We start from the raw sequence: 9,048 nt of genomic DNA, 5'->3' as shown, positions 1-9,048 counted from the left end.
AGGGTTCACATACAACATTTATTTACAAGGAAAAATCCGATAACCCCAGTATTTATAAGGATTATCGGATTTTTTTAGTTCACAAGTGTCGAAAACGGGATCTTAACACATCCGAATCATTTTTGCAATACCTTATATCAGTTTTTTTCCAATCTCGAAGCAGTCGAAGGTTGCAAAGTAGTCGGCAGGGGTCTCCGCGCGGCGGATCAGTTCCACGCTTCCGTCCTCCCTCAGTAGAAGCTCAGCGGATTTCAGCTTTCCATTATAATTATACCCCATGGCAAATCCGTGTGCCCCTGTGTCGTGGATGACCAGATAATCTCCCAGGGCGATCTCCGGAAGCATCCGGTCGATGGCAAATTTATCATTATTCTCACAGAGGGAGCCTGACACGTCATACTTGTGGTCGCAGGGCAGATTTTCCTTTCCCATTACCGTAATGTGATGGTACGCCCCGTACATGGCTGGCCGCATCAGATTGACCGCGCATGCGTCCACACCAATGTATTCCTTGTGGGTGTGCTTCTCGTGGATGGCCTTTGTGACCAGGCAGCCGTACGGGCCCATCATGTAACGGCCCAGCTCCGTATAGATCTCCACGTCGCCCATGCCTGCCGGAACCAATACCTCTTCGTAAACCCGGCGCACGCCTTCCCCGATCTTCCGGATATCGTTTGGCTCCTGGTCGGGCGTATAGGGGATTCCGATCCCGCCGGACAGGTTGATGAATTTGATATGCGCGCCGACCGCCTTCTGCAGCCGGACTGCCTGCTCGAACAGCACCCTTGCCAGCATCGGATAATAGTCGTTGGTCACTGTATTGCTGGCAAGAAATGCGTGGATTCCGAATTCCTTCGCGCCCTTTTCCTTCAATATGCGGAATGCCTCCCCAATCTGTTCTGTGGTCATTCCATATTTGGAATCTCCGGGATTGTCCATGATATCATTGCTGATCTTGAACAGCCCGCCCGGATTATACCGGCAGCTGATGGTCTCCGGTATATGGCCGATGGTTTTTTCCAGAAATTCAATGTGGGTGATGTCATCCAGGTTGATGATGGCTCCCAGCCGGTCCGCCAGTTCAAATTCCTCCGCCGGGGTATCGTTGGAGGAAAACATGATGTCCGCCCCTCTTGCGCCGATGGCGTCGGACAGCATCAGCTCCGTGTAGGAGGAACAGTCGCAGCCGCAGCCATATTCCTGCAGGATCTGGATCAAAAACGGGTTCGGCGTGGCTTTCACCGCAAAATACTCTTTATATCCGGGATTCCAGGAAAATGCTTCTTTCAGCGCCTTTACATTTTCACGGATTCCTTTTTCATCGTATAAATGAAATGGGGTCGGATAGGTCTTCGTGATCTCATCTAACTGTTCCTTTGTTACAAATGGAATCTTATTCATATCTGCTCTCTCCTCATTGTTTTGTATGCAGTTACGGCTCACAACCTGACCGGATGCTCACAGTAATCGTATTTACACTTTTCCAGTTTATCTTGCTAAAGGATTATTTACAGAAACACTATAATCGTTAACTTGAGAATTGTCAACCTAAAAGTTATGCTGAGCGCCGGATAAATCTGCCGCAGTGTGTTACAGTTCGCGGCCGGTTGGGCCGTGGTTACTGTTCACACCCTGACCGGGTGCTCACAGTAACGGCATCCAGCCCATTGAAAAGTCGCCTCTCGGCGAGGGGGTGGATGCCCGCCCCATCACTGAATTGGCCGGATGCCGTGCTGCAAGTGCACGACACCGTGTGAACTGTAACGGGCCGTGAACTGTAACGCCATGGTTACATGTCACACACCGACCAATCACTACGCTGATTGGTCAGGAGGATGCACATAAAAGCTGGGATTCAGGCCGTCCATTGCCGCAGACAATTTAAAATGACGGCCTGAGTTACAGGGCACGCCTGGTCAAGGTGTGACCTGTAACACGCCATGCTTTCTGGCCCGGCATTGACTTTTTTCATATTGTACAATATACTAAGTTCTGTGAGAGGGGAGAGAAAATCTCTTCTGCTCGGTTAAAGAAGGTGTATTTTTTGATTGATTATAAAGCGTTATATTTGAAAGCGGCTCTGAGAGCCGGCTTCATCCTGCTGTGCATGTTCGCCGTGATCACGGTGATCCTTGTGATCTGCATAGGGCTCCCCGAATGGCTCAGCAGAAAGATCGCCAGGAGGGCGCTTGCCGATCCGGAACCAGGGACGACACGCCCTGGCAGGAGGTGCGGGACCCGGATGGAACAGATCGAGTGGATCCGGTTTTATCCTCTGAAAAAGCGGATCCTGCTTTTGGTGTGGCTGTTTTTCGCAGTGTTTAGCGCCATGGCATTTCAGGTCTATATTCTGGCAGGAGGGGGGATCGCAGGGGATGCAAAGGATATCGGTTTTTCACTTTTCTTTTGTCTGATGACTGTTGTTACATTGGTACCGATGCTCCGGTATATCCTGTGCCCGTATCATTCCATGCCGGGTCTGAACCGGATCCTGTCCAAAGAGGAAATGGACAGCCTGATGACAAGGGAGCATTTTCAGCAGGTCCGGTTTTCCGATGAAGATCTGGACAGATCCCATCCAATCTACAGAAGCGCCAACTGGCTTGTGGCGGAAGGAACTGTTATTTCCAAAAAACTGGCTGTTATGGCTCATCTGGAATATGGATACGGTTTCAAGCGCCATGGGTTCCATCGGGTCCGGCTGGAGGTGTACTACCTCAATGGGCAGAAGATAAAGATACAGCTGGGGCGGTGGCCGATCGACAGCAGAGAACGGGAGAAGGCGAGGAAGCTTGAACAATTTCTGGCAGAGGAAAATATACGGATGGACGCGCTCGGAGGTATGGGCTGGAAGGAGAAGCTGCAGGATCGGATTGCGGGAGAATACGGATGCCTCCCTCCGGAGCTGGAATCGGAAGCAGAAAAGATCATATACTTATTGAAAAATGACACGTCTGAGATCAAGCAACACATTTTATAGGACATTTTGGAAGGATTTGGGTAAAAAGTGGTTGCAAAATCCACTCTGTTTTTGTAAACTCATAAGAGGAGGAAATAGATATGGATAAAATATTGATCGTTGACGACAGTGCCATCCAGGCAGCACGGTTAAAATCGATTTTAGAGGAAGATTATGATATTACCATCGCGCAGACAGCAGAGGATGGGCTCAGCTATGCAAGCTCCCAGGATTTTTCTCTGATCCTGCTGGATGTCGTGATGCCCGGGATGGACGGGTTTATGCTGCTGAAAAGGCTGCAGGAGGAGATCATAACCCGGAGCATTCCAGTAATCCTGATCACAAGTCTTTCCGACATTCAGAATGAGCAGCGCGGATTTACACTGGGCGCAGTGGATTATATTGCCAAGCCATTTCACCCGGTGATCGTGCAGGCCAGGGTCAATACACATATCAAGCTGTACAAGTATCGGAAGCAGGTGGAGCATCAGTCCATGACTGACCAGCTGACCGGGATTGCCAACAGACGGCGGCATGACCTTTACAGCGTAGCAAAATGGAAGGAGGCTGTCCGGCTCAAGATTCCATTTACCGTCTGTATGTTTGATATCGACCGCTTTAAGGCCTACAATGATACATTCGGACATCCCGCGGGAGACAAGGTCATCATTGCGGTGGCAAACACACTTTCTACCTATCTGCGGCGTACGACGGATTTTGTGGCGCGCTATGGAGGAGAAGAGTTTGTGGCGATCATCGTGGGCGGGGATGCCAGGATTAATTATGAATATATGAAGCAGATCCGCAGAGGGATCGAAGACCTTCAGATCCCCCACGCGCCGTCTGCCGGAAAACGGGTGACCGTCAGTATCGGCGGGGTCACTGTCTTTCCTGTGGACAGTGAGCAGTACCCTACATATCTGAATATTGCGGATACCATGCTGTACGACGCAAAGCGATTTGGAAGAAATCAGGTCGTGTGGTGCGGCGACGAGATGAAGCAGTGGCTGCAGACGGATGACGAGTAATATAGGGAATACAAAGAGCCCTTTTTTGAGAAGAGAGGGGCTCTTTTTTTCGTGCTGCCATTTTTTCATTCCGCAAAAAAAGTCGGTTTTATATAAAAATAGGAGGTAGAAAAATCTGCGGGAATCGTGCAGAATAGTATATAAACAGGCTGCTGTTAATGAACACCCAAAGGGTGTGAACCATAACATGTATAGACGGACGAGGAGGATGGAGATGAAAAAAATAAATTTGAACAAGGGATGGAAGGTATGGAAGGATCTGGATCCATTTGAACTGGTTTTCCGGGTGCCCCGGGATGCGGTCCGGGTGGATCTGCCCCATGACGCCATGTTCCATGAGGAGCAGAAGCAGGGGACGGCCAATGGAGGCTATACCGGAAATATTGACGCAGGCGAGTACAAATACTACAAGCGGTTTTTCGTACCCGAGGAATACCGGGGCGGACATGTGATGTTGCAGTTCGAAGGCATTTACCGGAATGCCGGCGTATTTGTCAACCAGTCGAAAGTGGGCGGCAGCGCTTACGGCTATACGGATTTTACCGTGGAGGCCGGGGACTATCTGAGATACGGCGAGGAAAATGAAATCCTGGTCACGGTAAAATGCGGCACCAGGAGCAGCCGTTGGTACAGCGGCGCGGGAATCTACCGGGACGTATGGCTGTTCCATGGCGGGGAAACTTATGTAAAGCCTTACGGCCTGAGATTCACTACTATCGATGCGGATTCCGAGGGGGCTCTGGTCTGTGTCTCCGCCCGGATCCACAATGACGGCCTGTCCGCGAAAACATTGGATCTCTCGGTCAGGGTGCAGGAGGTCGGAGAAGGAAAGACGGCTGCGGACCAGGTATATCCGGTCAGGATCAACAGCCGTTCGGCCCTGGACTTCCGGAAAAATATATACATAGACGGGGCGAAGCTGTGGGAGGAGGACTCCCCGAACCTGTATCAGATCACATTGACGATCCGGGAAGGGGAAACGGTACTGGACGAGACGAGAGTGACCTCTGGTATCCGTAAGCTTTCCCTGGATTCCCGCCGCGGCCTGCGCGTCAACGGGAAAACCGTGAAGCTGCGGGGGGCCTGTGTACACCATGACCAGGGCATCTTGGGAGCGTCCGCCTATGAGGACTATGAGTACCGCCGGGTGAAACGGCTGAAAGAAGCGGGCTTCAATGCCATTCGCTCGGCCCATAACCCGGCGTCCCAGGCACTCCTGAATGCCTGCGACCGTTTGGGGATGTATGTGATGGACGAACTGGTGGACGTGTGGAACAAGAGTAAGGTGAGTTACGACTATGCCATTGATTTTGAGCGGAGCTGGGAACAGGATCTTCGGCATATGGTGGATGCAGATTATAATCACCCGTCAGTCATCATGTACTCTACTGGAAATGAGATCTTTGAGATCTGTACGGAAAAGGGATTTGAGACCAGCCGGATGCTCAGCGATAAATTTCATGAACTGGATTCCACGCGCTATACGACCAACGGGATCAACGGCGCATTTGCGGCCGGGGACGGACTTGCCCGGATCGTGGACGATATCACCCATGGGGAGGCGGATACCGGAACCGGAGATGTGAATGTCTTTATGGCGGCGATGGAGAGGGATATGCCGGGCATCGTTTCCCACCCCATCATCAGCGGGATACTGGAAAAACTGGAAACCACCATGGACGTGCTGGGTTATAACTATATGACCTCCCGTTATCTGAAGGATGCGGCAAAGTATGCGGACAGAGTGATGGTGGGGACCGAGACCTATCCAAAGCAGATCGCGGAGAACTGGGACGCGATCACCCGGTGTCCGGCGGTGATCGGAGATTTCACCTGGACCGGATGGGATTATCTGGGCGAGGTTTCTTCGGTATATCCGGATCTCATGAACCCGGCCGGAGACATTTCCCTCATCGGAAACCGCCGTCCTGTCTCTTATTACCGGGAAATCGTATTCGGGCTGACGAAGCAGCCTTGCATCGCTGTACAAGATCCGGCGAATTATGGAATCCCGCGGAATTTCGGGCCCTGGTGCTACACGGACTGCACCTTTTCCTATTCCTACCAGGGACAGGAAGGGAAGCCCATCATGATCCAGGTCTATGCGGGAGGCGATACAGCGGAGCTGTTCCAGAACGGAAAATCCCTTGGAAAACAGGCCTGTGGAAAAGATACCGCATTTGAGACACAGTTCCATACGGTATACGAGCCAGGAGAACTGGTTGCGGTTGCCTATGAAAATGGAAAAGAAATCGGCCGCGCTGCTTTAAGAACTGCGGGAAAACCGGCAGCCCTGGAGTTATCCGCGGAAACCTACGACACACTGGCCTTTATCAATGTGGATGTGGTGGACGAACAGGGCCTGCTGACAGCAGATGCCTCCACACCGCTCCATATCGAAATCGAAGGCCCGGCCCGTCTGCTTGGCTTCGGAGGACTGAGAGCCCGGCACCGGGGCGGCTATGAAAACTCAGATACGACCGCGGGGGAAGGACACGCGCTTGCGGTGCTGAGATTAGATTCGTCTGCAGAAGATCACAAACGTATTACAGTGAAAATTTCCGGAGAAGGTCTGACAGAAGGAAAGATTGAAATTTAGTGACAAAGATAAGTTCTCCAATAACGCAGCTCAGACAAAAATTTTTTCTAAGCTGCCGAATCAAAAATAAAAATTACCGGAGGAAACCAATACAATGAAAAAAGATTATGAATCCCATATTTTCGCACTGCTCTCCAAAATGACCTTAGAGGAAAAGATCGGCCAGCTCCAGCAATGCGGCCCTTCCCTGGTAGGCGCCTTTGACGTCTCCTTCGACGAACTGCTGAACATGATGTTCGACGGCCGCGTCACCAAAGAGGAATTCGACCGCCTGATGGGCACCGCCGAGCAGGACTTCCACGAAGAAGACCTGCGTGCCGGAAAGATCGGCTCCTACAACGGGATCGGGGATTCTGCCACCGCCAACCGTCTGCAGAAGATCGCGGTGGAGGAGACTCGCTTAGGGATTCCGCTTCTGTTTGGCTATGACGTGATCCACGGCTTCCGCACGGTGACCCCCATTCCGCTGGCGGAAAGCTGTGCCTGGGAACCTGCCCTCTGGGAAAAGACCGGCCGGGTGGCGGCAGAAGAGGCCACTGCGGCAGGCGTGCATCTGACCTTTGCTCCCATGGTGGACGTGGCCAGGGACGCCCGCTGGGGCCGAGTCAGTGAAGGCGCCGGGGAGGATGTGCTTCTGAACAGCGCTTACGGCGCGGCAAAAGTCAAAGGCTTTCAGGGGGACGACCTGTCCAAACCGGATGCCATGGCCGCCTGCGTGAAGCATTTCGCGGCTTACGGCGCAGGGGAGGCAGGGCGGGACTATAACCGGGTGGACATGTCCATGCAGAGGCTGTGGGAGGAATACCTGCCGCCTTACAAAGCCTGCATTGATTCCGGCGCCAGAGCGGTCATGCCCGCCTTCAATGACATCAACGGCGTGCCCTGTACGGCCAATCCCTGGCTGCTGCGAGACATTTTACGGGAAAAATGGGGTTTTGACGGGCTGGTGATCAGCGATTCCAATGCCATTGCGGAGTGTGTGGCTCACGGTCTGGCGGAGGATAAACGGGATGCGGCGAAGCAGGCCATTCTGGCCGGGATGGAGATGGACATGTCCTCCAATTCCTATGCCGAATATCTGAAAAATCTGGTGGAAAGCACAGAGGTGCCGGAGCGTGTGCTGGATGAGGCGGCAGCGGATGTCCTTCGGATCAAGTTCGAGCTGGGACTTTTTGACAACCCTTATCAGACCAGTGAAGAGAGGGAACGCGGCGCCATGCTGACTGAAGGCTCACGGGCCATTGCCAGGGAAGCAGCCGTAAAATCTATGGTACTGCTCAAAAATGAAAACAAGATACTGCCCTTAAAAGCGGACGCCAGAATCGGAATCTTCGGCGCGCTGGCAGCAGATAAAGGGCAGATGACCGGAGCCTGGGCCATCGGGGCAAGGCAGGAGGATTGTGTCAGCATCGTGGAAGCCTGCGGGGCACGGGGCATTTCCTATCAGTACAGTGAAGACGGGAAAGACCTGCTCAAGATCGCTGCATCCTCCGACGTCCTTGTGGCGGCCATCGGAGAGCAGAAGGAAGAGAGCGGCGAGGCGGCAAGCCGGGCAGACATTACGCTGGGAGGAGAGGACCTGGCGCTGGTCCGTGACCTGCTGGCCACCGGAAAGCCGGTAGCAGTCGTTTTGTTCAACGGCAGGCCTTTAGCCATCCCGGAGCTGGCAGAGCATGTACCGGCTATTCTGGAGGCATGGCATCCGGGGGTGGAGGCTGGCCCGGCCATCCTGGACGTGCTTTTCGGTGATGTGAACCCCTCCGGCAAGCTGACAACCACTTTCCCGGCATCATCCGGACAGTGCCCCATGTATTATGCCCATATCAACACCGGAAGGCCGGGCGGAAAATCCAAGTTTACGTCCAAATACCTGGATGCCCCGGTGGAGCCGGTTTATCCCTTCGGCTACGGCCTGTCCTATACGACCTTTGCCTATGACAATCTGGCGGCAGAACAGACAGGGGAAGCAGTGCATGTATCGGTATCCGTGACCAATACGGGCAGCCGGGGCGGGGACGAGATCGTACAGTGCTATGTACAGGAGGTGGCCGCAAAACGGGTGCGCCCGGTACGGCAGCTCAAAGGGTTTGAGAAGATCAGCCTGAGGGCAGGTGAGACAAAAACGGTGGATTTTGTGATTCCGTTTGCGGAATTAAGCTATTACGACTGGAATATGGAGGAGGTTCCCTGCGAGGGCATCTTGAAGGTCTACGTGGGAGGAGACTCCCGGGCGGAACTGAGCCGGGAAATCCGCATATAAGAAAAGTGTGCGTCTTGACGCACACTTGCGCCGGAGCGCAGCTGCAACAGCAGCTATTTTCCTTATGCGCGCAGTGCGCATCCCCCGGAGGGTTTTTGTTAATAGGGTGCGCCCAGCTAAGGGCTTGGAATTCGGTGGGTGAAAGTCCTACGGTGTAAGGTACAAGCTATACCGCACCAAGCGAGTCTTGGGTGGACAGCAG

At 53.1% G+C, this 9,048-nt stretch carries 5 protein-coding genes; 4 read left to right on the top strand and 1 reads right to left on the bottom strand.

Features of this window, described 5'->3' with window-relative positions; translation table 11 throughout:
- Window positions 1–132: 132 nt before the first annotated feature.
- Complete coding sequence (locus ACTOY7_RS21110) at window positions 133–1,401, bottom strand: diaminopimelate decarboxylase (protein WP_160284151.1); 1,269 nt, start codon at window positions 1,399–1,401, stop codon at window positions 133–135.
- Between the two features lie 643 nt (window positions 1,402–2,044).
- On the opposite strand from ACTOY7_RS21110, the gene ACTOY7_RS21105 reads away from it, so the two are divergent.
- From ACTOY7_RS21105 to ACTOY7_RS21090, 4 genes are all read left to right on the top strand, one after another.
- The gene (locus tag ACTOY7_RS21105) at window positions 2,045–2,980 is read left to right on the top strand and encodes a hypothetical protein (RefSeq protein WP_482671853.1); all 936 of its coding nucleotides are present in this window, start codon (window positions 2,045–2,047) and stop codon (window positions 2,978–2,980) included.
- An 80-nt stretch (window positions 2,981–3,060) separates the two neighbouring features.
- Window positions 3,061–3,987, top strand: coding sequence for a diguanylate cyclase (locus tag ACTOY7_RS21100; RefSeq protein WP_160284149.1), 927 nt, complete (start codon window positions 3,061–3,063; stop codon window positions 3,985–3,987).
- Window positions 3,988–4,201: 214 nt separating this feature from the next.
- On the top strand, window positions 4,202–6,586 hold the full coding sequence (locus ACTOY7_RS21095) for a glycoside hydrolase family 2 TIM barrel-domain containing protein (protein WP_482671852.1): 2,385 nt from the start codon (window positions 4,202–4,204) through the stop codon (window positions 6,584–6,586).
- A gap of 94 nt (window positions 6,587–6,680) precedes the next feature.
- A complete protein-coding gene (locus ACTOY7_RS21090; protein WP_482671851.1) occupies window positions 6,681–8,846 on the top strand; it encodes a glycoside hydrolase family 3 N-terminal domain-containing protein in 2,166 nt (721 codons plus the stop codon).
- The last annotated feature ends 202 nt before the right edge of the window (window positions 8,847–9,048 follow it).

The organism is Schaedlerella sp. (genome assembly GCF_056796775.1).
Note: the sequence above shows the minus strand (reverse complement) of the source record. Positions and strands in the feature narration are given on the sequence as shown.